At 50.9% G+C, this 22948-nt stretch carries 25 protein-coding genes and 1 pseudogene; 10 read left to right on the top strand and 16 right to left on the bottom strand.

The features are described from left to right. The first annotated feature begins 96 nt into the window (after positions 1-96). From H6G07_RS04305 to H6G07_RS04290, 4 genes are all read left to right on the top strand, one after another. On the top strand, positions 97-2124 hold the full coding sequence (locus H6G07_RS04305; RefSeq protein ID WP_073607392.1) for a heavy metal translocating P-type ATPase: 2028 nt from the start codon (positions 97-99) through the stop codon (positions 2122-2124). Between the two features lie 26 nt (positions 2125-2150). Continuing rightward, positions 2151-2264, top strand: a complete 114-nt coding sequence (locus tag H6G07_RS26995; RefSeq protein WP_073607393.1) for a heavy-metal-associated domain-containing protein — start codon at positions 2151-2153, stop codon at positions 2262-2264. Between the two features lie 171 nt (positions 2265-2435). Beyond that, positions 2436-2672, top strand: a complete 237-nt coding sequence (locus H6G07_RS04295; protein WP_073607394.1) for a DUF2933 domain-containing protein — start codon at positions 2436-2438, stop codon at positions 2670-2672. After that, positions 2669-3334 (top strand): methyltransferase family protein, encoded by a 666-nt coding sequence (locus tag H6G07_RS04290; RefSeq protein WP_073607395.1) that lies wholly within the window; start codon positions 2669-2671, stop codon positions 3332-3334. The genes H6G07_RS04295 and H6G07_RS04290 overlap by 4 nt, the downstream gene beginning before the upstream one ends. A 77-nt stretch (positions 3335-3411) precedes the next feature. Here the strand turns inward: H6G07_RS04290 and H6G07_RS04285 are convergent, their stop codons facing one another. The 15 genes and pseudogenes from H6G07_RS04285 to H6G07_RS04215 form a co-directional block, all read right to left on the bottom strand. Beyond that, the gene (locus H6G07_RS04285; RefSeq protein ID WP_242026627.1) at positions 3412-3990 is read right to left on the bottom strand and encodes a DUF305 domain-containing protein; all 579 of its coding nucleotides are present in this window, start codon (positions 3988-3990) and stop codon (positions 3412-3414) included. A 180-nt stretch (positions 3991-4170) separates the two neighbouring features. After that, the gene (locus H6G07_RS04280; protein ID WP_073607396.1) at positions 4171-4506 is read right to left on the bottom strand and encodes a four-helix bundle copper-binding protein; all 336 of its coding nucleotides are present in this window, start codon (positions 4504-4506) and stop codon (positions 4171-4173) included. A 453-nt stretch (positions 4507-4959) separates the two neighbouring features. Beyond that, positions 4960-5661: a TVP38/TMEM64 family protein gene (locus H6G07_RS04275; RefSeq protein WP_073607397.1), complete on the bottom strand. Its 702-nt coding sequence runs from the start codon at positions 5659-5661 to the stop codon at positions 4960-4962. A 151-nt stretch (positions 5662-5812) separates the two neighbouring features. Then, positions 5813-6838: a F510_1955 family glycosylhydrolase gene (locus H6G07_RS04270; RefSeq protein WP_073607398.1), complete on the bottom strand. Its 1026-nt coding sequence runs from the start codon at positions 6836-6838 to the stop codon at positions 5813-5815. Positions 6839-6845: 7 nt separating this feature from the next. Further along, positions 6846-7016: a hypothetical protein gene (locus H6G07_RS04265; RefSeq protein WP_171972962.1), complete on the bottom strand. Its 171-nt coding sequence runs from the start codon at positions 7014-7016 to the stop codon at positions 6846-6848. Between the two features lie 127 nt (positions 7017-7143). Further along, on the bottom strand, positions 7144-7638 hold the full coding sequence (locus tag H6G07_RS04260) for a hypothetical protein (RefSeq protein ID WP_073607399.1): 495 nt from the start codon (positions 7636-7638) through the stop codon (positions 7144-7146). 66 nt (positions 7639-7704) lie between these two features. Beyond that, complete coding sequence (locus tag H6G07_RS04255; RefSeq protein WP_073607400.1) at positions 7705-10839, bottom strand: efflux RND transporter permease subunit; 3135 nt, start codon at positions 10837-10839, stop codon at positions 7705-7707. Between the two features lie 101 nt (positions 10840-10940). Further along, complete coding sequence (locus tag H6G07_RS04250) at positions 10941-12587, bottom strand: efflux RND transporter periplasmic adaptor subunit (RefSeq protein WP_084172911.1); 1647 nt, start codon at positions 12585-12587, stop codon at positions 10941-10943. 1276 nt (positions 12588-13863) lie between these two features. Then, positions 13864-15270: a TolC family protein gene (locus tag H6G07_RS04245; RefSeq protein ID WP_073607403.1), complete on the bottom strand. Its 1407-nt coding sequence runs from the start codon at positions 15268-15270 to the stop codon at positions 13864-13866. 48 nt (positions 15271-15318) lie between these two features. Beyond that, the gene (locus tag H6G07_RS04240; protein ID WP_073607404.1) at positions 15319-16047 is read right to left on the bottom strand and encodes a response regulator transcription factor; all 729 of its coding nucleotides are present in this window, start codon (positions 16045-16047) and stop codon (positions 15319-15321) included. Positions 16048-16553: 506 nt separating this feature from the next. Continuing rightward, on the bottom strand, positions 16554-17138 hold the full coding sequence (locus H6G07_RS04235; protein ID WP_277882046.1) for a DUF305 domain-containing protein: 585 nt from the start codon (positions 17136-17138) through the stop codon (positions 16554-16556). A gap of 151 nt (positions 17139-17289) precedes the next feature. Continuing rightward, a complete protein-coding gene (locus H6G07_RS04230; protein WP_073607405.1) occupies positions 17290-17751 on the bottom strand; it encodes a putative iron-sulfur cluster-binding metallochaperone in 462 nt (153 codons plus the stop codon). A gap of 35 nt (positions 17752-17786) precedes the next feature. Then, positions 17787-17873 (bottom strand): annotated as a pseudogene (locus tag H6G07_RS26990) (mercury resistance system transport protein MerF); the annotation flags it as partial. Between the two features lie 115 nt (positions 17874-17988). Continuing rightward, complete coding sequence (locus H6G07_RS04220; RefSeq protein ID WP_073607406.1) at positions 17989-18420, bottom strand: heavy metal-responsive transcriptional regulator; 432 nt, start codon at positions 18418-18420, stop codon at positions 17989-17991. A 10-nt stretch (positions 18421-18430) separates the two neighbouring features. After that, the gene (locus H6G07_RS04215) at positions 18431-18706 is read right to left on the bottom strand and encodes a thioredoxin family protein (RefSeq protein WP_073607407.1); all 276 of its coding nucleotides are present in this window, start codon (positions 18704-18706) and stop codon (positions 18431-18433) included. A gap of 237 nt (positions 18707-18943) precedes the next feature. On the opposite strand from H6G07_RS04215, the gene H6G07_RS04210 reads away from it, so the two are divergent. From H6G07_RS04210 to H6G07_RS26200, 6 genes are all read left to right on the top strand, one after another. Beyond that, positions 18944-19240: a hypothetical protein gene (locus tag H6G07_RS04210; protein WP_139296940.1), complete on the top strand. Its 297-nt coding sequence runs from the start codon at positions 18944-18946 to the stop codon at positions 19238-19240. 970 nt (positions 19241-20210) lie between these two features. Further along, the gene (locus H6G07_RS04205) at positions 20211-20402 is read left to right on the top strand and encodes a hypothetical protein (protein ID WP_139296942.1); all 192 of its coding nucleotides are present in this window, start codon (positions 20211-20213) and stop codon (positions 20400-20402) included. Positions 20403-20510: 108 nt separating this feature from the next. After that, positions 20511-20753, top strand: a complete 243-nt coding sequence (locus H6G07_RS04200) for a hypothetical protein (RefSeq protein ID WP_139296943.1) — start codon at positions 20511-20513, stop codon at positions 20751-20753. Positions 20754-20988: 235 nt separating this feature from the next. Continuing rightward, positions 20989-21351, top strand: coding sequence for a hypothetical protein (locus H6G07_RS04195; RefSeq protein WP_199311907.1), 363 nt, complete (start codon positions 20989-20991; stop codon positions 21349-21351). After that, complete coding sequence (locus H6G07_RS04190; RefSeq protein ID WP_073607410.1) at positions 21348-21659, top strand: hypothetical protein; 312 nt, start codon at positions 21348-21350, stop codon at positions 21657-21659. The genes H6G07_RS04195 and H6G07_RS04190 overlap by 4 nt, the downstream gene beginning before the upstream one ends. 120 nt (positions 21660-21779) lie before the next feature. After that, positions 21780-22343 carry a hypothetical protein gene (locus tag H6G07_RS26200; RefSeq protein ID WP_073607411.1) on the top strand — a complete coding sequence of 188 codons (564 nt, stop codon included), beginning with the start codon at positions 21780-21782 and terminating at the stop codon, positions 22341-22343. Positions 22344-22387: 44 nt separating this feature from the next. On the opposite strand, the gene H6G07_RS04180 is transcribed toward H6G07_RS26200, so the two are convergent. After that, positions 22388-22939, bottom strand: coding sequence for a hypothetical protein (locus H6G07_RS04180; RefSeq protein ID WP_190740681.1), 552 nt, complete (start codon positions 22937-22939; stop codon positions 22388-22390). Positions 22940-22948: the final 9 nt, after the last annotated feature.

Below are 22948 nucleotides of genomic sequence, written 5' to 3'. Positions count from 1 at the left end.
TTGTAAAGGGATTCCATCTTTCTATTCAATAAGGAAAAAGGCCTAGGCACTTCTAATCGATGGCGTATCGCACAATCGAGTATAGAGAGACACAAAATGGCCCACGATCATACGCATCACTCTAAAACACATCATGGCCATGTAGGCCACGGCTCTTCTTCTGTCCATGATAAGCATGCTGGTCATAGCCCTGAGATTTTCCGCAGACGTTTTTTTATCTGCCTGGTGCTGACCCTACCAGTTCTGTATTTTTCGCCTTCTTTTCAGCAGTGGTTTGGCTATCAGGCCATTCGGTTTACTGGCTCTGAATTAGTGAGCCCTCTTTTAAGTGTTGTGATTTATGGCTATGGCGGCTGGGTATTTTTAAAGGGTGCCTGGATTGAGCTACAGAGCAAAATCGGGATGATGACCCTGGTTGCTTTAGCCATTACAGTTGCATTTGTCTACAGTGTGGCTGTTTCTTTTGGGTTAGAGGGTGAGCCATTCTACTGGGAGCTAGCTACCTTAGTCACCATCATGTTGCTAGGCCATTGGATAGAAATGGCTTCGGTGCAAGGGGCTAGCCGCGCCCTAGAGCACCTAGCAAATCTGGTGCCAACAACAGCCCATCGTTTTAGGGCAGGCAAGATCGAGGAGGTTTTAGTCGAGAGTTTGCAGCCTAGCGATACCATTCTCGTCAAACCTGGCGAACAAATCCCGATTGATGGCGAGGTGATTGAAGGAGCCTCTAGCGTTAACGAAGCATTTTTGACTGGCGAGTCTCGTCCTGTCATCAAACAGGTCGGAGATGAAGCTGTAGGTGGCTCTGTCAATGGCGAAGGGGCACTCACCTTAAAAATCATTCGGACAGGCGATCAGACGACACTTAGCCAAATCATGCGTCTGGTAGAAGAGGCACAGTCATCGCGAAGCCGATATCAGGCTCTAGCGGATCAACTGGCCTATTGGCTGACCTTGACTGCGATCGGAGTCGGCGTACTGACCTTTGTCGTTTGGCTGTCGGTAGGCCCATCATTGACCTTTGCGATTAATCGGGCCGTAACCGTACTCGTTATCACCTGTCCCCATGCCTTAGGCTTGGCCATTCCCCTGGTAATTGTGAATGCCACGTCCCTATCGGCAAAGCATGGCATCTTAGTGCGGAACCGTGAAGCGTTTGAACGGGCACGTCAGATTCAGGTAATCGCCTTCGATAAAACGGGTACCTTAACCGAGGGTAAATTTGGGGTTCGCCATATTTTCACAGACGCTGTGGATGAACCAAATGCGCTGGCGATCGCAGCCTCATTAGAAACCTTTTCAGAGCATCCTCTAGGAGCAGCCATTGTGCAGGAAGCAGAAGCCAGGCAACTTGGTTTGCCTGGCGGCACAGACTTTCGAGCTGTGGCTGGCAAAGGGGTCGAGGGTACAGTAAACGGACGTCGCTATCGGGTTGGGCGACCTGAGTGGGCCGAAGAACTGGCGCTATCGGTGGCAGACTCGCTACAGGCCGGGCTAGTGACTATTGAGCAGTGTGGAGAAAGCGCGATCGCGCTGATGGACGACACGCAACTCCTGGCACTGTTTGGGCTAGCCGATAAAGTCCGTGCTCAATCTCTCCAGGCGATCAAGCAGCTACAGTCCATGGGATTGGAGGTCGTCATGATCACGGGCGATGCTGAAGCCGTCGCTAAATCAGTGGCCGATGAGTTGGGCATTGATCGCTACTATGCCCGAGTCTTACCGCAAGATAAGGCATCTCTCATCCGCAAACTGAAATCAGAAAAGCCCGTTGCGTTTGTCGGCGATGGCATCAATGATGCACCAGCAATGCTTGAAGCCAACTTAGCTCTCGCCATTGGGGCTGGCACCAACGTTGCGATTGAATCTGCCGATCTGGTCTTAATCAAGAGCGATCCAATCGATGCAACCTATGCTTTAAAACTGGCCAAAGCAACTTACGGAAAGATGATCCAAAACTTGTTTTGGGCAACCGGCTACAACGTAGTTGGCATTCCTCTGGCAGCTGGAGTCGCTTATCCCTTCGGCATTCTGCTAACCCCAGCCGTAGGGGCAATTTTCATGAGCGTTTCAACTGTCGTAGTGTCTATCAATGCGATGTTGCTGCGCCGGGTCAAACTATAAATGCACTGTTTTTAAGGTGAATATTTATGCAGATTAGCACGCTTAAAATAGAAGGAATGATGTGCAGTGGATGTGGCGAAATTATTGAGAGGGCAGCCGAAAAAATTCCTGGCATTGAAAAATGTACAGTTGAGTTCTAAAAATCAGGCTACGGTTGTTTACGATCCTCAATTAGTGACCCTAGAAACTGTTCAGAGGGCTCTGGAAGGTGCTGGATATAATACCCAGATTGTTGAGAATTCTTCTGTCGCTTAAGTCGATCAATATGCCGAACGACTGAAAAGAAAATTAAGTGAGGCAATAATAAACCTATGACCAACGACTCTTCGACAAGTTTTTGGTGGCGATCTCCTTCTGGCATTGCACTGCTAATATTCTTAGGAATTGCCGCATTTTTTCTGTTCACGGAGCATCTCGCTCACATTATTCCTGTGTTGCCGTGGCTGTTTCTACTAGCCTGCCCCTTAATGCATGTCTTTATGCACGGTGCCCCCGGAGGACATCACGGGCATAGCCATCACAATTCGCCTCAAGAAGATGAAAAATGAATAACGCTCCTGCCTATGGTCTATGGTCTTTGGTGATCATTAATTCTCTAGTGTTCATCATTTTTGCGTTTAGCTTTACAAAGCCGAAAAACGCTCGTGATTGGCGATCGTTTGGGGTATTTTCTGCCTTCATCGTCGCGCTTTTCACCGAAATGTATGGCATTCCTGTCACCGTCTATCTGCTTTCAGGCTGGCTACAGAGCCGCTATCCTAGCTTAGACCCTCTATCCCACGATGCCGGACATCTCTGGTGGACAATTTTAGGACTCGGAGGCAACCCTCACTTTAACCCTGTTCACCTGCTTAGCAATTTAGTAGTTTTGAGCGGGTTCATTCTGTTATCTTCTGCTTGGAGAGTACTCTATGGGGCGCAGCAAAACCATCAGCTCGCGATCACCGGCCCCTACTCAAGGGTACGACATCCTCAATATGGTGCATTTGTCTTGATCATGTCTGGATTCTTGCTGCAATGGCCCACTATTCTCACGCTGCCGATGTTTCCCTTTTTAGTCTGGATGTATGTCCATTTAGCCCATCAAGAAGAGCGTGAAGCCCTGGCAGAATTTGGCGAGGAATATGCCCAGTATGCGGCCAGGGTACCTGCCTTTTTCCCACATTTTGGTGCCGCTGACAGGCAAGGTGAGGACTTCCCACATGTGTAATTACAGGAGTAACCATTATGGAAGGCAACAAAATGGATCGTAAGACATGGCTATCTGGTTCAGTGGGCTTAATCGTTCTATTCGGGAGCTGCTGTGAAGTCTGGCAGCGGTCTTGCTTCTAACTCAGCTTGTGCAGTAACCAAACCGTTGTCTCGAATATCAGAAATTAGCCACTCCATCTCGTTAATCTCTCGGCGCTGAGCCTCAATGATTTCATCGGCCAGTTCGCGCACCCGAAGATCTTGGATCTGGGCTCGCTCGCTGGTCAAGATGGCAATTGAGTGGTGAGGAATCATGCCTTCCATATAATCGACGTCGCTCACCGTAACTTGGCTGCGTACCAGCCATAGCGAAGCGCCAAATAGCACAATGGCACTCACATAGATGGCAATATTAGCACTGCGGCTCTTGTACATGTGCAGCATGTAAGACAGCATAATCACCATCATCGCAGCCCCCATGATCAGCGCCATAAAGACCCTTGTTTCACTAAACCAAGCATGGTCGAGAATTTGATAGGAATGCAGATACATCAAGAAGAACATCACAACGATTGATGTTCCAATCATGGCCAGGAACCGGAGATAACTACCTGACATTTCCTGATTATGGCCAGCATCTGCGTGGTCTTTGGTAATTTCTTTGTTAGTAGTCATGATCTTGCTGTTTGTGTAGAGGTATGTAGAAGTGAAAAAGTAAGGAAACTTCCCATAGAGCTTTCCTAAACCGAAAAGCTCTATCTAAAAGCTAGCCAGCATCCCATGATCTACTTTCATGGGATGCTATGACCTCAGCGGGCTAAGTTGAATTGAATTGAAGGGTTAGTCAACTTCAACTTACGCGGCTACGCTAGCAATCTTGCGATAGGTTTGTGCCGCAGTGCGGCAAGATTCAGCGCACTTTTTGCAGTGATCCATACTGTGCTTTTCGCATTCGCTGGCGCAGGCTTCGCAAATTTCAGCGCAGGCGTTGGCCATCGGCGCGATAAAGTAAGACCCCCGCACCATCAGCGTTGCTAAGGTGCGGCAGCTTTCCCCCGTGTCCAGACACATGCGAGCACACTTCACCATCTCAGGCTTGCCCATACAGGCCTCCGCACAGTGCTCACATTCCACTGCACAGGCCATAGCCTGATCGAAGCTAGACTGATATTTTTCGTGATTGAGGAGCATAAGCGCTCTCCCTAAATTTTTATCAATAGTAAAAACTATAGGTAGAAAAGCCTTCACCTACACCTCTCCAGGGTAGGAAGCTCAATTTCTCTCTGATTGACTAGGGCAATTTCATCCTCATTTCATAAGTTGATGGTAACGAAATGCGTCAATTACTCATTTTTTTGTATTGTCTACATTTTGATGTTTCATAGTTCAGTTATAATATTTCCATAAGAAATGCTAAGTATTGTTTGGCCACCTTGACTTTAGGGTTTGTAGAATGATCCCGCTACAAGACTCGCAGTAAGGTATAAAAGCCCTCTTCCCTATCCAGGCTTACACAGCGATACCAAAGAAGTGATGGATGAAGGCAACTTGTGCAGATACACTATCCCTATCGACCTCTTGAATCTTTTCTTTACTGATTACTGCGTCCTGTCTCTAAATCAGCTGAGATACTACGACAAGCACTTATTCCACATGAATAATGTCTCTCATGTTGAACCAATTGTATCGATGAATACCATACGGTAAGCCAATCAAAAAAGTCAGGAACAAAACAGAAAGAACAATTCCGAACGGTAGACCCACTGTAAAAGTTGAGCCTAGAAAAGTTAGAAGAAAGGTTGATGGAATCATGCCAAGTAGAGTTGTAGTGGCATAAATTGGCAGCGAAAGCCCTGCAATACCGGCACCATAGCTAATTAAATCAAATGATAAGACAGGAAGCAGGCGCGTGATGAAGATTACCCAGCCAAGGTAAACTTCTCCTCGATTTTCAGAAAAGTAGATGAGTTTGCCCGTCAACACACGAACAGCCGATCTCCCTAAGGTGTATCCAATAAAGTACGCCAGCAAGCCACCTAAGAAGCCACCAATGACACTATAAATTCCTGCCCAAATAGGGCCCCAAACCATACCAGCCGCAACCGCCAGGGGAGCACTTGGAATGGGACTAAGGACAACAGATAAAATTAGGATGCCAATGTAAACGAATACTCCCAACCATCCCCAGCTTTGAATAACTTGCTCCAGACCTTGTGCGGAGAATACATCAAAGCCTGGTTGAACCCACACCCAAGCACAAACCAGTAGACACAGCAACAGAATGCTGAAGGCGATCGCATTCTGACGGTTGAGAAATTTCTGCTTCCTTAGTCGCTTAAGTTTCATAAAAGACTAACCAAGACATTGCCCGTTGTGGCATTTTGGTTCACGGGCAATGTGAGCACTATATAACGCCTTCACAGCGGTTTGATCGTGGCTGTCTAGCTTTTGTAGATATCCCTAGTCAGTAAGAGTGATCGTATTGTTTGACTCACGGTTACGAATTCAGTTCATCCCATGTTTTGCCACCGTCTTGTGATTGAAAGACGACATTATTTTCATTGACAGCATAGAGAACTTGGGAATTAGTGGGAGCAGCAGCCATGTATAAAACTATGCCCTCTAATTCATCGCTCCAAGGCTCCCAAGATTGTCCGCCGTCCACGCTACGGTATAATCCAGTATCCGTAGAAGAGATACGGTATCCCAACATAGTCGTTTGATCGCCCTCTGTTTGCAGTGCTAATCCGGCGATTGGAGCAGTGGCTGTACTGGGAATCAGTAACCATGTTTTACCTGCATCCTGACTTTCATATAGCCCCGCTTGTGTTGTTGCTAACACCCGTTCTGGATTAAGAGGATCAACATTGAGGCTAAAGGGCATTGCTTCTAAACCGCTGCCAGACGGTTGTGCCCAGGTTTGCCCCGCATCGTTTGATACAAAAAAGCCTTGCTTTCCAGATGTAGCTAAGCCGTAAATGGTATCAGGGTTGCTAGGTGCGATCGCCATGGCATGAAAATCTACCCCTGGCATGGAAACTTCTTGCCAATCTAACCCTTGATTTTGGCTCACTTGAAAACCCAAGTTACCACCCTCTGGCGGATGACCACTGGCATAAAAGCGGTTTGCATCAGTGGGGTGCGCGATGAACCCCATGTAATCATATTGCTCTTTCACCCAAAACCATTGACCCGTCTCGGATCGCTTCAAAAGACCACTGTGACTGGCAATATAGATAATTTGAGGATTATCAGGGCTAATGGCTAACCCGTGAATGTGATTGTTTGCCTGCCAGCTTTCTGCTGGTTTTAGAGACGCTTCTAAACTAGTAGGTGCTGGTGCGCTATCTGTCTGTTTCGCTGGTGATTGAGGTGCAGCATTGGACAAATTGCCTTCAGTCGGCTGGCTGGTACGTCCAAATAACCAGGCTGTGCCTCCTAAGATCAGAAGAAGTATAGTTGCCGGAACAGCGTAAGCCAGCCATTTTGTAACTTTTCCCTGGCTTGAATTTGGCTGACTCATAACGCCCTTATAATAATTTCCTTATCATCAAAAGCGGACAGGCTTCTAGCAACAGCAGTGGTAATGCACTCAGCGTTAGTTGTAGTGCCCGTACCGCAATGGCAATGCCAACGGCTATCAGTCCGGCTAACACTCTCCAATCAGAACACATGCCAAGAGCATTGACTTTTGTTTTCATCGTGTTGCTCTTGCTTGAGATAAAAACAATTTTATTGTCTTGGCTTGGAATTTAACGTCAGGTCAATTAATTCTTCGCCCCGATGCCAAGCAGATTGCCATCGGGGCGATTGAATACAAGTCTGGGGCTACTTAGCAAAGGTAAAGCGTCCGTTCACCTTCTCCCCACCGATATCAGACAAAATAGCTACGTTATAGTCTCCTGCGGCTGTGACAGGCAGCATAGCCGTGTAATGTGCGCCCTCGGCGTCATAGGTCAGCTCGACAGACTCTTGAGTGCCGTCAGGAGACTGAATTTGCGCCATTACCTTGGCATCGGCGATCGCCTCGTGGGTGTCGCCTTTTTGTAAGAAGAAATCTAGGTGAACCCCGGTCGGCTCATTGGCCGTAACCAACTCTAGGTGGTAGGGACCAGATTCAACCACCTGCCCTCCCTGGGAGGCCTGCATTTGCCCATCACCTTCAGCAGAGGTGTCGGGAGCCACTTGAGTCTCAACAGCCGGTGCTTCGGCAACAGCCTCTGCGGGAGCGCTACTTTGCTCTCCACTGCTGCCACAGGCCCCTAGGGTTAGAGCCAGGCCAAGGGCCATTACGGAAAAGGTCAGGGTTTTCTTAACGGTCATAGCGTTGTTCCTTAAAAAGAGAAAACAGCAGGTTGTCTGGGGGCAGCGCTGAGGCCGCGAATTGGCTTACTGCACCAGGGCAGGATCGCGGGGCTCAGGTTCAAGCTCTGCAGGCGATAGGGGGGGCGTCACCTTGGGAACCAGACGCCGCCCAAACAAAGAATAGAGGGCTGGCAGCACCAGCAACGTCAGCGCCGTCGAGGTGAATAGCCCGCCTAGGACGACCACGGCCAGGGGCTGCAAGATTTCTTTGCCTGCGCCGCTGCCCAGCACCAGGGGCACCATGCCCAGGGCCGAGGTGAGCGCCGTCATTAAAATAGCCACTAGCCGCTCTGAGGAGCCTTCGACAATCACCTCGCGCAGGGGCATGCCTTGGGCCAGCTTGGTGTTGTAGTTATCCACCAGCAGTAGGCCATTGCGGGTAGCGACGCCAAACAGGGTGATAAACCCGACCAGCGACGCCACCGAAACCACACCGCCACCAAGGGCAATGGAGGCAATGCCCCCCACCAGAGCCAGGGGTAGATTGACCATAATCATTACCATCCCCAGCACCGACTTAACCGCAAAATACATCAGGACAGAGATGACGACGATCGCTAGCCCCCCAAATACTAAGAGGTTACGGCTAGCCCGCTGCTCTGACTCAAACTGCCCGCCGTACTGAATGTAGTACCCCGATGGCAGCGCTACAGAGGCGCTGACGCGATCTTGAATGGCATCGACCACCGACCCCAAATCGCGCCCAGCAACGTTGGCCGACACCACAATTAGACGCGAGACATTTTCGCGGTTGATGGTGTTTGGTCCGGTGCCGTAGTCAATACGGGCTACCTGGGCCAGGGGAATTTTTTGGCCCACCGGGGTATCGATCAAGAGATTGCCGATCGCCTCCAGGTTGTTGCGGGCGTCATCTTTGAGCCAAACCAGCAGGTCAAAGAGCTGCTGCTGCTCTAGCACCTGAGACACCACTCGCCCGTTAAGGGCCGTTTCGACCACGCTGGCGATTTGCCCCACGGTGAGGCCGTAGCGGGCCGCAGCGGGCCGATCAAATTGAATCTGCACCTGGCGAATAGGCACCTGGGGCTCCAGTTGCAGATCCACCAGGCCATCAATATCGCGAATGGCGGCTTCCACATCGCTACCAATGGTGCGCAGCTGGTCGAGGTCAGGGCCAAAGATCTTTACGGCGATCGCGCTTCTTACCCCCGAAAGCACCTCATCCATGCGGTGGGTAATAAACCCGCCCACGCTGGGGGCAATGCCGGGAATGCGGGCAAATTCTGCTCGAATGTGCTGGATGGAGGCTTCGCGATCACGCAATCCCTCTTTGCTCAGCTCGATATCTACGTGACCCAAATTGACCCCGCCAGCATCGGAATCCCCCGGTGCCCGCCCCGTCCTCATCTGCACCGTCGCAAAGCGGGGGTCGTCTTTCAGCGCCTCTTGCATCGCCAGACCCGCCTCGTTGGTGGCCGCCAACGACGACCCTGGATACAGCAGCATTGCATTCACCAGAGAGGGCTCCTGAAATTCTGGCAAAAACACCCGTCCCAGACTCGAAAACACCACCATCGACGCCACCAACGACGCCACGGCAATGGCCAGCACCAGCTTGGCGCGGGCCATTACAAACCGCAAAGCCGGTTGATACAGCCGTTGAGATGTCCTGGTAACCCAGGTCTCATCGCTGGGCAGCGGGCGGCGGGCAAGCAAGATGGCGCACAGCGCTGGGGAGAGCGTCATGGCCACCAGAGTAGAAGCCACAATTGACACCAGGTAGGCCACCCCCATGGGTGCAAAAATCCGGCCCTCTACCCCCGTCAAACTAAAGATGGGGGCAAACACCACAGCAATAATTACAGTGGAAAAAATAACGCTCACCCGCACCTCTACAGAGGTGTCATAAACCACCTTAAAGGGATGTTCTGGGCTGCCCGCCAGCTGGTTTTTGCGCAGCCCGCGATAGGCGTTCTCCATATCCACAATCGAGTCATCGACCACTGAGCCAATGGCCACCGCTAACCCGCCTAAGGTCATGGTGTTAATGCCCTGGCCAAAGGCATTGAGAATGATCATGCCCACCAAAATCGAGAGCGGAATGGCGCTCAGCGTAATCACCGCCGTGCGCCAGTTCATCAAAAACAGCAGGATAATGACTGAGACGATGATGATGCCATCTCGCAGGGAACCCAGAACGTTTTCGACCGACGCCTCAATAAAGTTTTCCTGCCGAAAGGTTTCAGTGACGACGACATCCTCAGGTAGAGCCGCTTTTAGCTCCTCCATGGCAGCTTCCACGGCTCGGGTCACCGTAGGAGTGTCGTTCAGCGGTTGCTTGTTGACCACCATTATCACCGCCCGCTGGCCCCCCACGCTACCGTCGCCCCGCTGGAGGGCAGCTCCAATTTGAACATCAGCGACATCTTGCAGCTTGACGGGGCGGCCATCTCGGGCGGCTACCACCGACTCTTGCAGTTGCTCAATCGAGTCGAGTCGTCCTACACCCCGAATAATCAGCTCCTGGTCGGGGGTGTTGAGAAATCCACCTGCGGCATTGACGTTAGCGGCCTCAGTAGCCTCGGCCACCTCTTGCAGCGACACATTAAACGCCACCAGTCGGTCTGGATCTACCAGCACCTGGTACTGCCGCACGTCGCCACCGTAGGCAATCACTTGAGAAATACCGGGCACAGCCAACAGCCGATTTGTGACATCGCGATCCACCAACCGCCGCACCTCCATCAGAGGCGTAGTTTCCGCCGTAAAGGCGTACATCAAAATTGTGCCAATGGGGGACGAAATCGGCGAAATCTGGGGAATGCCGACCCCCTCGGGCAGTTTTTCTTGCACCTGCTGAAGGCGCTCGGTGACCAGCTGCCGGGCCTGATAGACATCGGTACCCCAGCGAAAAATCACCTTGACGACCGAAATACTAACCGCCGAGGATGACCGCACGATTTCTACCCCAGGGGTGCCGTTGACGGCACTCTCAATGGGCAGGGTAATCAGCGCTTCCACCTCTTCGGGGGCTAACCCCGGCGCTTCGGTTTGAATCTCAACCTGGGGGGGCGCAAAATCTGGAAACACGTCCAAAGGCATTTGGGTGAGGTTATAAATACCCAAAAACGTCACCACGATCGCCCCGATGACCACGAGCCACCGCTGGGCGATCGACCACTTCAAAATGTTATCTAGCATCGCTGTTGTTCAAAATTTGGCAGGGTAGGTGGCTCACCATAACCGTCATAGGGTGGGCAATGCCCACCATCTGGAAAGACGCTTTCCAGACATCCTTATAGCTACTTGTGCGAGGGCTCTCCCTCTTCAACCAGGGGAGCAGCAAGGGTTGGCCCAGTGCCGTAGCGAGGATGCCCTTGTGCCGAAGGCGAAACCACCTCGTCGCTGATCGCCAGGGCGTAGGTCGGGCGCTGTCGCCTGGCCCACCAGATTCCGGCGGCAAAGGTTGTCGTAGCAATCGCACCACTGCCCAACCCCATCGCCCACCAAGGAACGCCTGGGGTTGCGACCGCCTCAACGGGTGCGGCAGTTTCCTCTGTTGCCTCAGCACTCCCGCCCCGCAACGACTGGGCATAGAGTTGATTAGCCCGCTGGGTGACCACTTCATCGCCCTCAAACAGACCGCTAAGCACCTCTACCTGATCGCCCGCTGTTCTCCCTAGGGTGACATCAAATGGTTCAAAGGCGTTGCCATTGCGTACAAACACCAGCGTTTGGCCGTTGGCTTCGACCACCGCCGCCCGAGGAATGGCCATCACCGCCGCTGGAGTGCTCTCGGTCAAAACCTCTAGGGCCGCAAACATGCCGGGCTTGAGGGTGCCCTCGACATTGTCTAGCTCAGCCTGCACGGGCACGACCCGAGTTTCGCCATCGACCACCGAACCTACCGTGGTAATTTGGCCCTCAAAGATTTGATCGGGCAGGCTGTCCACGGTGATCCGCACCCGTTGCCCAGGGGATACTTGGGAGAGATCTTTTTCGTAAATATTTGCGGTAGCCAATACCGTGCGGTTATCTACGATAGTCATCAGCACCGCGCCCGCATCTTCTGACGATTGCCCCAGGGTCACGTCGCGATCCGCAATGGTGCCTGCGATCGGCGCTTTGATGGTGATGGTGCCGTCTGGGTTAGCCGTGGCCCCGAGCTGCTGCAACCGAGTTTGGTAGGTCTGTGAGCTGAGCTGAGAGCGGGAGCGAGCAACGTTGAGGGCGGTCTGGGCCTGCGCCACCCCCGTGCGAGCACTGAGAACCTCCAGCTGGCTTTCGGCCTCTGCCAAAGCCTGCTTGGCATCCGCCAAACCCGCTTCAGAGGCCAATAGTTCGCGGCGGGCGATCGCCCCTTCCGCCGCTAGTTCAGAGTCGCGATCGTACTGCTCTTGGGCTACTCGCACATCCGTCCGGGCCGCTTCAATCGCCCTCAGGGCAATCTGCTGCTGTTGCTCGTAAGTCTGCCGGGCGAGCTGCAAATCGGCCTCGGCCTGCTGCACATTTCCCTGGCGCTCAGCGGAGTTTTCCAAGGCGGTCACCCGCAATTCGGCCAATTCCCCACTGGTGATCACTGCTAGCGCCTGGCCCGCTTCCACCTGCTGCCCCGGCTCCACCAGCAGCTTGGTCACCGTACCGCCGACTGGGTTTGTCACCGACACCTGCCGCCCCGGCGAGGCTTCGATTTGCCCTGTTGCCTTCACTCCAAAGGCCAACACCTGGCGCTTTACCGGCTCGATAATTAAACCAATGCGGTCAGCAACCTCTGCATCAACCTCAATGCCTACTGGGTGTGTTCCGGCTCCACCGCCCTGAAACTCATCCCCGTGGCCAGCATGGGCAAAGGCTGCGCCAGCCGGAGCTAGCAACAGCATTAGCAAGGCCAGCCGAGGGAGCAACCGCCCTCTGGCTACAACACACAAGCGATCGGAGATAGCTGTCATAGGCGTGCCCTTGATCCACTCAAATACAGTCTTTAGGAGAAAAATGCCCTCAGTCCCCCAAACATCCCACAGAAAAATGAAATCAGGATGAAATACCCAACACCAATCGGGCAATTTTCAGGTTGCACAAGGGATATTTTTCCAGAATGTAAGCTCAATCTATAAAAAAACGTGCTCAAACGAAGGCTCCATCAAGAAAGAATAGATTTCTTTAATCACCCCAAAAAATGTCTGAAAGGATCAACTTTTGTGAAAATGCAAACGAAAATTGCCCTTTAATTCTTCTAATAAAACGCTCAGCTTTAGCTTAGGTAATTATCAGAAAATGGTTTGATATCCAATCTATAATAAATGGTATAAAGCTTCGCTAACCAAGCGCGAACTTTAGCAGTTCTCATTGAGAAGACAAATGAAAAAATACTTTCTTTCTGTGCTAACTATCGCATTAGCTACAATGTCCTTTGCCCCTGTGGCCAGTGCTTCTGGCCAAACTAGCCTTCGTGGTTTAGCTGCCGAAAAAGGCAGGCCTGTAACTCTCGGTGAACTTATTCAACACAATCGCGATTACAGAGGTTCATAAACTTTTTGACGAGTGCTATCTTTAAAGTGCTATCGCTTACCCAAGATAGCACTCGTCTCAATAGACTCTAAAGCCACCATTGCCAAAAGCCTGGTGGCTTTTTTTTGAGGAGTATAGAGCGGTTCGCTGTGGCTAATTAAATTCAACAAGTACGATGCCATATGGCTTCGCAGTCAGTCAGTAAGTTTCGTTCTAATTTTTCTAATAAAACTTTCATCATTAGCTTAGGTGATTATCAGGAATTATCTCGACAGGAGATTTAATATGGTATAAGTTTCGCCAACAAATAAAAGACGAAACTCATAAGCTCTCATGGAGAATAAGATGAAAAAATACTTCCTTTCTGTACTGACAATCGCAATGGCTTCAATGGTGCTAGCACCTGTGGCAAGCGCCTCAGGACAGACAAGTCTTAATGACCTGTCTGCTGATCTGAACGGGGATGGCACTGTCACCCTTGGTGAGCTTAGGTTTCACAACTCTGAATACAGAGGAAAATAGCCAGTGATCGTCTCTGGAAAAACAGAAAGAGTAACGACTCTTTAGTGTCTTCAGAGGCAGATTCAAGTTACCTTACTCACTCTAAAAACTGCAAAGCCCACCGTAGACTTAGGTTACGATGGGCTTTTTATTGGCTTTAATTCACTTCCTATTTCAGAAAAAGTCTGATCCGGGTAATTGAGCAGATCTTCAAAATTATTCTGGATAAGGTTGCTCAGTTGCTCTTTGTATTGCAGCTAACGACCGATTATAGTCTATAATTGCATTCGCCAAGTTGCCTTCTGCTTCAGCTAAATCTCCTATGGCGCTTAACACATCCAGTTGAGTGCCTACTCCTGCATCAAATCTTAAGTTGGCTAACCTAAGCGCCTCTTGCGCTTGTTCTATGGCTGCATTGGCCGTAGTAATATTTTCCTGATTAGCCGTTAAGTTGAAGTATGCGTCCTCAACCTCCAAGCGAATACTGTTGCGAGTTTGTGAAAACTGAGTTTCTGCAATTTCAGATTCCTTATCTTGCTGAGCCGCCGATGCTGAGGCAGCACCCCCATCAAAGAGTTGCCACTGTAATCTAGCGCCCACGCTGAACCCATCATCCAGTGCCGTTGAATTGCCACTCAAAGCCTGCTGAAGGCCGTAATTGGCAACTAAGCTAAGGTTAGGCCTTACCGCTGCCAGGGCAACTTGTCTCTGGCGTTGGGCAATTGTGCGCTGGGCCAAAACCTGCGATAGCTCAACTCGACTTTGATAAGCCAGTACAATACTCTCCTCTAGGGTCAGCGGCCAGCCTCCAGCAATTTCTACGGGCAAAGTATCAACATTGACTGAAGCTGGTAAATTTAGCCTGCGTGATAGTTGTCTTTGCGCAATTTGTCGTTGGCTTTGAACCTGCGTCAAGTCTTGGCGAGCATTGGCCACCTGTACCTCTGCCCGTAGCACGTCAAACTGAGTGCCCACGCCAGCCCTTTCTCTTAGAATAGTGTCCTGTAGATTGCGCTCCGCTTCATCTAAAAAGGCCTGGCTAATACGAATTTGCTCAACGGTTAGCTGTAAGGCGTAATAATCATTGGCGGTATCGAGCAAAAGTTGCGACCTACGTCGGTTAATGTCTAGTTCAGCGATACGAACTTGCTCTTCGGCTACTTGTATTCTAGCTTGTCTACCTCCCGATAAGCCCAAGTCATAAAGGGCCTCAAGGTCTCCTCTGAGAGTTGTTTGGTTGTCATCCTCTTCGCTATTGCTTAGTAATGTTGATGCCAAACCAACTGTTGGATACAGTTCTGCTCTAGCTTCTCTAAGGGCAAATTGACTGCGTTCTAGCTCTAACAGTGCAATTTGGAGATCTTCGTTATTGCGCAATGCCAACTCAAAAGCTTCTTCTAGAGAGAGAGTTTCTGTCGTTGTAATTTCAACAGCTTCTGGCTGAGTGGGCAGAAATAGCGGATTAGGCTCGGGTGAAAGACCATCAAGTCGTGGGGTATCTTCTTCTGGCTGAGGCAAAGATTGAGCAAGGGTTCTAGATGCAGTCAGGGGAGCAACATCTAACGCAATCACGACGGCCAAACTGGCTAGGGTAGATTTAGAAAGTCGAAAGTTCTGACACATGTTTAGCAACAAAATGAGTACTCTTGGCCGATTAAATCAACGAATAAACTATGCCAAAGCTAAAGTTAAGGAATTTCTAGATCGACCTCTAGCAGCAGTCTTGAGAATGTAGCCAAACCCTCGGATGGTGTGAATTAGCCGTTCTTTTTGACCATCTTCCATCTTTTTTCGTAGAGAGCAAATGTAAAACTGAAGCACGTTGCTCTCATGCCCGAGATCGCAGTCATAGCTCCAAACAGCATCGATAATCTGCGTTTTTTTAAGCGCTTTCTTAGGATTTTCAAGGAAATAAGCTAGTAAATCGAACTCCTTGGCTGTTAGAGTTAATTCATGACCACCTCGATATACCGTCCGGCTGTAGTGGCTGAGTGTTAAATCAGAGAAAACAAGTATTCTCGATGTATCTTCGCTATCGTTTCTCCTTAAAAAGACTTTAATGTGGGCCAAAATTAAATCTAGACTTATAGGTGTGGTGACATAGGCATCAGCCCCGGCCTCCAAAGCAGCAGCTTGCTTTTGAGGAGTAGTGTCTTTATCGATATAAAGAATGGGGACTGGATTGCCTGTAGCCCTCAGCCTTCTACATATATCAATAGCTGTTAAGTCAGAAACAGACGAGCTGACAATTAATGCATCTGGCTCAATTTGACGAACGTTGACAAGGCCACTAAAGCCATCTTCAAAAACACTGACTAGGTAGCTTTCCTGAATCAGCTCTGACTCAATCAAACGAGAAAAGCTAGATTCATTCTCTATAACAAGAATATGTTTGGCCATACAAACCCACCTCACTCTCTAAACTGAAAACACCAGAAAGTAGGGCAAGGCAAAGCTTGTTCTACACACTAGAACATAAGCTCCTTTTAACATCCTTGACACCGGGGCTTTCTTTGTCTTTCAGTGTTTGTCGCTACAGTATGGCAAGTAAAAATGAAATGAGCGTGAAAACCCTAATGAATCCAAAAGATATTTTTGGATTTCTTGCTTGGCCATTAGAATGAGGCGATTGTAAGCGAAACAAGCATTGCAAGCTAGATTAATGCTAAGCGGGTTACCGTAAGAATTCTGCTGTGCCTGACTAAATCAGTCTCTAAATAGTTTTTCCTACTTACAAACACTTCCGGTAAATTAATAGCAGTAAATATCCCCACAAAAACCTCAGAAAAAATCTGAGGCTTGCTAGATTCTATTCGCGAATAAAACTACTGGTTGTACCAGTCTTTTCGCCAATGTTCCATCTGATCAATTTCGATCTGTTGAGACGATACGATATCTTGGGCGAGTTACTGAACTTCTGGTCGGCTGCTTTTTTCTAGAGCGTCTTGGGCCATAGCTAGTGCCCCTTCGTGGTGCGGAATCATGCCGTTAATAAAGCGTAAATCGAACTCATCATCGGCAGTACCTAAGTCGCCACTCATCATCATGGCAGCTTGCATGTCAGATGTCATGGTCATCGAATGCCCCATGGTTGCATGATACATTACGGGCCCTTCGCCCGCGTCCGGGTACCACGCTTGTCGCCACTGCTGCATGCGGTCAATCTCGACCTGCTGGGCAGCAATGATTTCTTCTGCCAACTGCGTTACTTCATCGCGTTGAGAATTTTGCAAAGCCGATTCAGCCATCATGACTGCACCTTGGTGATGCAAAATCATGCCGTCGATAAACCGTAAATCGAACTCCGTGTCACTAGGGCCGAGGTCCATCATCATGGAATGGTCGCCCATGGGTTCATCTCCCATGGGCATAGCGGCAGAGTCCGACTCTCTGGGTGCTGAGGATGACGTGCCGCATGCACTCACGGTTACAGGTAAGGATACTAATCCGCCTACCACTATCCACGAAGCCAGTTTTCTTCTTAGAGTCATCGGATGTCAAACCTTTTTTCCACTATAAAGGCGGTTGCTCGCTTTCAAACGCGTTGACGAGCCCGGCACAACTATCAGTCTTCAGTTTGCCACCCAAAAATGAAATGCGAGTGAAATGGACAGACTTGAGCATCATGACAGGACTTTGTCATTATTTGGAAGACAGTTCACTCGATACGGCTATTGCCGATTGCACATCCGCCAAACAACAGCGCCCCTGGGGATTGTTCACCTCACAGCCGCAGCACTTGGCCTGAATATGGGCGGCAATGTCGTCGGGGGCGTGGCGATTGGCGGGGTCTTGGAGCTGGTGCCGTCGCCAATCAAAGCAGTAGCACACCGGCACCTCGGGGCCAGGATCTTTAGCAAAGACCGGCACCTTGAGGCGATCAATTTCAAAGGTTTGCCCGTCAGCACCAAAGTACACCACGGGGCAATCGGAGCTAGCGCAAAATCGGTAGCTCTGCTGGGCGTTGAGCTGCGCCAGAGCACCTGGCACCAGTAAACTTTTGAGAGTAATCAGCGGCACGGGTTTGCCCTTTGCGCCATTGCGGGGGCAGTGTTGATGGGATTGTACGGCAGTAGTTAATGGGTCAGTACAACAGTCGCTCATCAGTTGTGTTCTAAATGGACGTTTTCTGGATTGATTTACTTCGCACAGCAGCAGCGATGCCGTCGATAGGCCACCACCGTTAGCGCAATCAAAACGCCCAACAGCGGCAGCAAGACAATATCGAGATAGCCGACCTAAGCGGCCAGCCCTAGGGGGCTGAGCAAAATCACCAGCACCGGCGTAAAGCAGCAGAGGGCCACAACTACGGTACCGATTAGGCTGGCGATAAACGTGTTTTTAGGCGTCATGGGATACCTGTTCAATAAAGCCGCAGATAATTCCCTGACAAAGGGTTTCGGTTGGGACAGCAGCATCGTCAGGCAGCTGTGACGCCAGGTCAGCGTGGTAGGTGGCCAATTCCTGGCGGAGGGTTTGCAGCTCGGCAATTTGTTGATCGAGCTGCTGAAGATGGCTGGCCACCATCGCTTTGAGCTGCTGGCAGGGCGCTATGCCCCCGGCGCGCAACGCCATGAGCTGACCAATTTCTGTCAGCGATAGCCCCAGCCGCTTGGCTTTTTGGATAAAGCGCAGTCGCTCCACATCAGCTGTTTCGTAGAGGCGATACTGAGCCCCGCTACGCCGGGGAACTTGCAGCAGCCCCAGCCGCTCGTAGTAACGAATAGTGGAAGCGGGCACGCCCGTGGCCCGACTCAGATCGCGGATTAACATGACGGTAGTTCTATCCCTGCCCTACCCCTGCCGCTGCCAGAGCGTCGCGGGAAATCGGCTGCTGTTGACGACAGCAATCCACCAATGCACCATCGACTACCACAGCGGGCAATCGATGGATGCCGTACTCCTCCAGCTTTTGGCGAGCGGTGGCCGTGATCTGCTCACTGCGCACATCCCACACCTGAACTTGGCAGGCTGTACAGCTCATCTGCTGCACCAGAGCTACGGCTTCGTCGCAGCGAGGACAACCGACTACAAAGATTTCAACTTGTCGCTGAGTCATTTCATTACCTTGAAAGTTGAGTTCACTCTAAACCTTGAACCTGACTTCAAGGTCAAGGGGGGGCTTAAACTCCTATTCGATGTGTCAATTTACAAAACGCCCTTGACTCTCTAAGGACTTTAGGGTTTAGCCTGAGATGGCGGTTAATGCGGTAACTGATGTGAGGCCTCTATTGTGGATCCTTTGGATATAAACCCTTCAGATCCTAGAATCTCAGCAGACTTGGTCCCAGAGGTGTTGGCGCTGGCAACGCGACTACAGGCTGAGCAGCAAAGCAGCTACTCCCTGGAGGAATTAGTTGAGGCAGGAGCTGAGGCTAACATTGAACCGGAGTATATTCGTCAGGCGGCGCAACAGATTCAATCACAGCACATTCGGGCGACATCAGGCCCCGCCAGCTTCTCTTGGCTAGCTAAGGACGGTGCGATGGCGGTGGTAATTGTGGTCGCGCTATTCGGTATGACATTAGTCGGCGGCCCCGCCGGTATAGGCTGCCATGCCAGAATGGACGTGGAAGAAAGCTATCGTCAATAACCCAGAGCTAGCTACAGATCTATCTTTTAGCGACTGCGGTGTCTCAATTATGAAAATACCTCGCTATCCATTTAGCAAACCGATGCTAGCTTAGAGTATGCCCCGACTGCTTCGGCTCTCCATCCCCAGCACCGCTCTACTGGTAGAAGTTTAGCCAGACAACCTAGCCACTACCTTGTTTGAGCGCTATGAGCGCGTTAAACCCTGTGTAAACTGGGTTGCTGGTTGTATTCAGCAGGTATTTGACGTTCGCAAGCAAGGGGAGCCGGTCTGTACTCTGGTTAAAACGCTGATTGACTGTAAAATTGCGACTCTGGAACAGGAAATTCAGCAGGCTACCGCTCGTAAAACCATGCTAGAAACCCACCGCACGAGTTGGGCAACCCGTCCTCTAGACAATCCATCCAACGTTAGAGTTTGCAGCCTGATTGAAGAAGTAAGCCTGACCTCGAATTGTCTAGATGCTATTTGAAAAACTGTCAGATCAAGTCTGATTTATTCTAAATTAAGGCTAACACCGTGAACCGCCATAGTCCCTTGAATTGGCTAAATTCGCCCGAGTTAAATATCGCTATATTCTCTTTTCTGCTGTCTTTCTTTTGGGAAATTCAGCAAATGTGGTTTTATCAAATTCCGGCTGGATATTCCCACTTCGATATAGTCAGAAATTGCACCCTCGCTACAGTCGGAGATGTCGTAATTATATTAATTGCATTTTGGGCCGTCGTAGCTCTATCAAAGTCTCGTCAATGGTTCCGTCACCCAAGCCGTAGCCAAATGAGTGCTTTTATCCTTGTGGGAGTGATCATCACCATTGTTATCGAAGCCTTGGCTACTGGCCCCCTCAATCGGTGGAATTATGCAGAGTCTATGCCAAGAATTCCGATTTTAGGCACTGGGTTAGTGCCATTGTTGATGTGGTTTCTAGTGCCTCCGCTCACCATTTGGTTTGCTAGACGTCAAATTTCATATGGGGCCAGTTAAACACGGACAACCCTATGCCACGGAAATCGAACGGTGGATGTACGCCAATCTTGTGGCAGCCTTCTTTAAAAAATTCGACGAGTTGTGCGACCTCGATGTTGACGATCCGTTTGAGTGTATTGATGTCACCGAGCAGTTTGATGCTCTACCCAGCAAAGCAAAGCTAGCGGCGGCCTAAGAATCGGCTATAGAAATTATGGATCCGTTGTCTTCTCTTGAAGGGCAAAATGCCATTCTTGTCGAAGCGGGGGCAATTCCGTTTTAGTGCATGAAAGGTCTCATTGGCATGGAGATTGAAACCACTCAGGAGGGTGAACTGTTTGAAGCCCTGATTCAATTATGCTGCAGCACTCGGGCGCAGGAAGCGTTAGCCTCTTCAAGTTTGATCATGATGGCAGGCATCGATAAAAGCCTTGCTGGGTTCACTCAATCATTCTTCCCAGTGTACTCCCTGGTCTCTAAAGCCTCCCTCAAAAGCATTTCAACCACGAACGTAAATGATCGCTGCTCTCTGTCTGCGATCGCCTGAATGGCATCCCTCATCGGGTCTGGCAGGTAAATGCTGGTTTGGCGCTTCTGGGTAGTCATAACCGCTCTATCTAGCTCTAAAGCAAGCCTAGGTGAAGCATTGCGATCAAGGGTAATCTACTCTAGATTAGAGTAGATTGAGTTAGTCTGGATAAGCCACATTCGCTAGTCCAAATCGCCTCAGCCTCGGTTGGTGCCCAGGCTCACTGTCACCAGCACCAGGAGGTGCTCTTCCTATGGCTCAACCTTTCCCACATCAGCGATCGCGCCAGTTTCAGATCATCCATGGAGCCTTCGGGTATGCCTTCAACCCTGGCCACTTGCACCTCCCGCCAACGACTGACCTGCCTGCCGCCTTTCCCAAGGTCGAAGCGCCCCGCTTTCACTACGGCGATCGCCTTCGCTGGATTCCCCACGGCAACGCGACCGATTGGGGCTTGGTCATTGGCCGGTTCTACAGCTACGCCCCCCATAGCCGTCGCTGGCAATGGTGCTACCTGATTTGGCTCGATCCTGCTTCCTCTAGTGCCGCCTGGGTCAGGGCCGATATCGCCTGGGAAGACGACCTCGAACCCATCGATGAGAAGCCTGCCCGATGAATCCCCGTCCCCTTTCTCCCCGCGAGCAGCGCCTAATCGAGCGGTACAGCTACTGCCAACTGGGCATGACGCCCCAGCGGTTTTACGCCAAGTGGCAAGTCAGCCAAGAAGACATGGCCGCGATCTGCTCCCGTTCAGTCTCGACGGTGCGGGGCTGGTTTCGCAAAGGTCGCAGCTATCGCCGCCCTACCCCCGTAGACCTGCGCCATCTGGCCCTGATGGATTTTTTGCTCGACAACTTTGACCAGATTCCGGCAGACCTGCGGCAGGCTCTCTGTGCCACTGAGTCCAGAGACGATCACACTTAACCCAAAATTGTCAATATCACCGTGCTCTGTTTTGGCGAATCTCTCCTAGCTAGGGTGGCATCAACTGCACTGAATCGAAGCATCAGGGAGGACAGTCACATGAGCCAAGGGCACCGAATCATGACCGATATCAAACGTATCCGGGCAACGCTGGCAACGCCAGGGCAAGGCTCGTACCGTCTGCAAAAGCTGCCTCGGCAGGCCGTTTGGCTCGTTCACGGTAGAAACAGCAAAACCTACCGGCTGACCTTCCAGCCAGCCCCGATCAACGCCTGGACGCTGCATCCCCCTGATCGAGAGGCCTCTGAGCTGTTGGGCAAGATTGAGCAGGCCTTGAGGCCCAGCGCTGCCAGGATCGAGGAGAGCGGGCAGTCTTACCCAAGAGATGCTGTCAGCGAGCAGGAGGCTAACCGTTTGGAGAGCCAGCACCATTCTTTATCCACTGCCTACGAGGTGACAGCTCCTACGGCCTACAACCAGCTGCTCCATCCCTGGTGCGTTGTTCAACTCCTCCCCCACATGCAGCGGCGCACGGTGGCTCGGTTCCGGCGTCGCAATGATGCTGATGCCCATTTGAAAGCCCTGCGGCGGCTGAGCCCCTCAGCTCAGTACACCGTCATATTTGATCCAGCTCCATCTGTCCCCTGCTTCACTCACGAGGGGCAAGGGGAGGTGTTTGCTTGAGACGATAGAAAAGCACTAGGCCGTTCTCAACCCTATTGAATGGCTTAGGTTGAGATAGTGAGCGTGGGAACCGCCGCTTCTTGCCCCATCTGTAAAATGTCTTTCGCCATTGTTTGAGAGGCAACATGCGCGATCGCCTGCCAGTCCTCTGTAGTGAACATCTGGGTGAGCATAGCGATCGTCTCAGCCCGAATCACCCTCTGCTCGTTGGGTAAAACCTGCTCTCCCTCTGCCAACAGCACCTCAATCCAGGCCGCTTGTTCGGGGGTGAGATGCATCAGATGACCGTATAAGCATTTTTGCGCTTCCATGTAGACAGCCTCTAGACTCCGCCCGAGCTGCCACGACTCTAACCACCCCTTCAGCTCTGGCAACAAGGTGGATAGCACTCTCACATACCACCGCTGACGCTGCAGAGCTTCCGGTGAAGCCTCCTTGAGTAACTCCACATACGGCTGTAGACCCAGACCAGCCTCAACCGCCCCTTCCTCACTGGCGAGATCCGCATCTGCTTCCCGAACCCAAGCCTCGTCATTGAGCAAGTCCATCAGGTTGCCCGTTTTTCTCAATTGCTCAGCCAGGATTGCATCATTCATAAGCGATTG

The sequence above is a fragment of the Phormidium tenue FACHB-1052 genome (assembly GCF_014696675.1).
GTDB lineage: Bacteria > Cyanobacteriota > Cyanobacteriia > Phormidesmidales > Phormidesmidaceae > Nodosilinea > Nodosilinea tenuis_A.
The sequence above is the reverse complement of the archived record's forward strand: the minus strand, read 5'-3'. Positions and strand labels throughout refer to the sequence as shown.

Coding starts and splice junctions, on each gene's coding strand:
- H6G07_RS04305 (WP_073607392.1), top strand. CDS start 97: ATGGCCCACGATCATACGCATCACTCTAAAACACATCATGGCCATGTA.
- H6G07_RS26995 (WP_073607393.1), top strand. CDS start 2,151: ATGCAGATTAGCACGCTTAAAATAGAAGGAATGATGTGCAGTGGATGT.
- H6G07_RS04295 (WP_073607394.1), top strand. CDS start 2,436: ATGACCAACGACTCTTCGACAAGTTTTTGGTGGCGATCTCCTTCTGGC.
- H6G07_RS04290 (WP_073607395.1), top strand. CDS start 2,669: ATGAATAACGCTCCTGCCTATGGTCTATGGTCTTTGGTGATCATTAAT.
- H6G07_RS04285 (WP_242026627.1), bottom strand. CDS start 3,990: ATGACTACTAACAAAGAAATTACCAAAGACCACGCAGATGCTGGCCAT.
- H6G07_RS04280 (WP_073607396.1), bottom strand. CDS start 4,506: ATGCTCCTCAATCACGAAAAATATCAGTCTAGCTTCGATCAGGCTATG.
- H6G07_RS04275 (WP_073607397.1), bottom strand. CDS start 5,661: ATGAAACTTAAGCGACTAAGGAAGCAGAAATTTCTCAACCGTCAGAAT.
- H6G07_RS04270 (WP_073607398.1), bottom strand. CDS start 6,838: ATGAGTCAGCCAAATTCAAGCCAGGGAAAAGTTACAAAATGGCTGGCT.
- H6G07_RS04265 (WP_171972962.1), bottom strand. CDS start 7,016: ATGAAAACAAAAGTCAATGCTCTTGGCATGTGTTCTGATTGGAGAGTG.
- H6G07_RS04260 (WP_073607399.1), bottom strand. CDS start 7,638: ATGACCGTTAAGAAAACCCTGACCTTTTCCGTAATGGCCCTTGGCCTG.
- H6G07_RS04255 (WP_073607400.1), bottom strand. CDS start 10,839: ATGCTAGATAACATTTTGAAGTGGTCGATCGCCCAGCGGTGGCTCGTG.
- H6G07_RS04250 (WP_084172911.1), bottom strand. CDS start 12,587: ATGACAGCTATCTCCGATCGCTTGTGTGTTGTAGCCAGAGGGCGGTTG.
- H6G07_RS04245 (WP_073607403.1), bottom strand. CDS start 15,270: ATGTGTCAGAACTTTCGACTTTCTAAATCTACCCTAGCCAGTTTGGCC.
- H6G07_RS04240 (WP_073607404.1), bottom strand. CDS start 16,047: ATGGCCAAACATATTCTTGTTATAGAGAATGAATCTAGCTTTTCTCGT.
- H6G07_RS04235 (WP_277882046.1), bottom strand. CDS start 17,138: ATGACTCTAAGAAGAAAACTGGCTTCGTGGATAGTGGTAGGCGGATTA.
- H6G07_RS04230 (WP_073607405.1), bottom strand. CDS start 17,751: ATGAGCGACTGTTGTACTGACCCATTAACTACTGCCGTACAATCCCAT.
- H6G07_RS04220 (WP_073607406.1), bottom strand. CDS start 18,420: ATGTTAATCCGCGATCTGAGTCGGGCCACGGGCGTGCCCGCTTCCACT.
- H6G07_RS04215 (WP_073607407.1), bottom strand. CDS start 18,706: ATGACTCAGCGACAAGTTGAAATCTTTGTAGTCGGTTGTCCTCGCTGC.
- H6G07_RS04205 (WP_139296942.1), top strand. CDS start 20,211: ATGGGGCCAGTTAAACACGGACAACCCTATGCCACGGAAATCGAACGG.
- H6G07_RS04200 (WP_139296943.1), top strand. CDS start 20,511: ATGGAGATTGAAACCACTCAGGAGGGTGAACTGTTTGAAGCCCTGATT.
- H6G07_RS04195 (WP_199311907.1), top strand. CDS start 20,989: ATGGCTCAACCTTTCCCACATCAGCGATCGCGCCAGTTTCAGATCATC.
- H6G07_RS04190 (WP_073607410.1), top strand. CDS start 21,348: ATGAATCCCCGTCCCCTTTCTCCCCGCGAGCAGCGCCTAATCGAGCGG.
- H6G07_RS26200 (WP_073607411.1), top strand. CDS start 21,780: ATGACCGATATCAAACGTATCCGGGCAACGCTGGCAACGCCAGGGCAA.
- H6G07_RS04180 (WP_190740681.1), bottom strand. CDS start 22,939: ATGAATGATGCAATCCTGGCTGAGCAATTGAGAAAAACGGGCAACCTG.